The 584-nt window shown below is 61.6% G+C and carries 1 protein-coding gene; it reads left to right on the top strand.

Annotated features, from left to right (window positions below):
- Positions 1–140: 140 nt before the first annotated feature.
- Positions 141–584 (top strand): DUF4175 family protein (locus EOA85_RS36775; protein WP_127212838.1); only part of this gene is annotated, 444 nt, incomplete at its 3' end.

A 584-nucleotide genomic window follows, 5' to 3' on the forward strand; every position in this document is an offset into this window, starting at 1 on the left:
GTTTGTTGTTATGCTTCGAGTGACGTGCATTTACGACTTTGAGTCTTCGCATCGTACTTTCCGAAAATCGAATCCGGTTTTCGGGCCGGTGCGATAGATTTGTGAGGTTCGGGTTATCCCGCCTGAATCAGGAAGGGCCGATGACGCAACGACCCACCTTCACCAGCGATCGCAGCCTGGCCGGGCGCCTTGCTCCGAGCCGGCTGGCGACACGGGTCTCGATGACGGTCGAGCGTGGCTGGCCGTTGCTTCTTCCGCTGGTCATTGTCGCCAGCCTGTTCCTCAGCGTCTCGTGGCTCGGCCTCTTCCTTCTGCTGCCCGACACGGCGCGCATGAGCCTCATGGCAGTGTTCGGCATCGCAGCCCTTGCCGCGCTCTATCCCCTGCGTTTCTTCCGGGTGCCGACCAGCGCCGAGATCGACCGGCGCATCGAGGCTGCCAACCAATTGCTGCACAGCCCGGTGCTGGTGCAGACCGACCGGCCGAGCGGCAGGGAGAGTATTTTTTCGCAAGCGCTGTGGCGTGAGCACCAGAAACGCATGGCCGAAAAACTCGGGAACCTTGGTGGCGACATGCCACGCACC

Source organism: Mesorhizobium sp. M5C.F.Ca.IN.020.29.1.1, from assembly GCF_003997375.1.
Classification (GTDB): domain Bacteria; phylum Pseudomonadota; class Alphaproteobacteria; order Rhizobiales; family Rhizobiaceae; genus Mesorhizobium; species Mesorhizobium wenxiniae.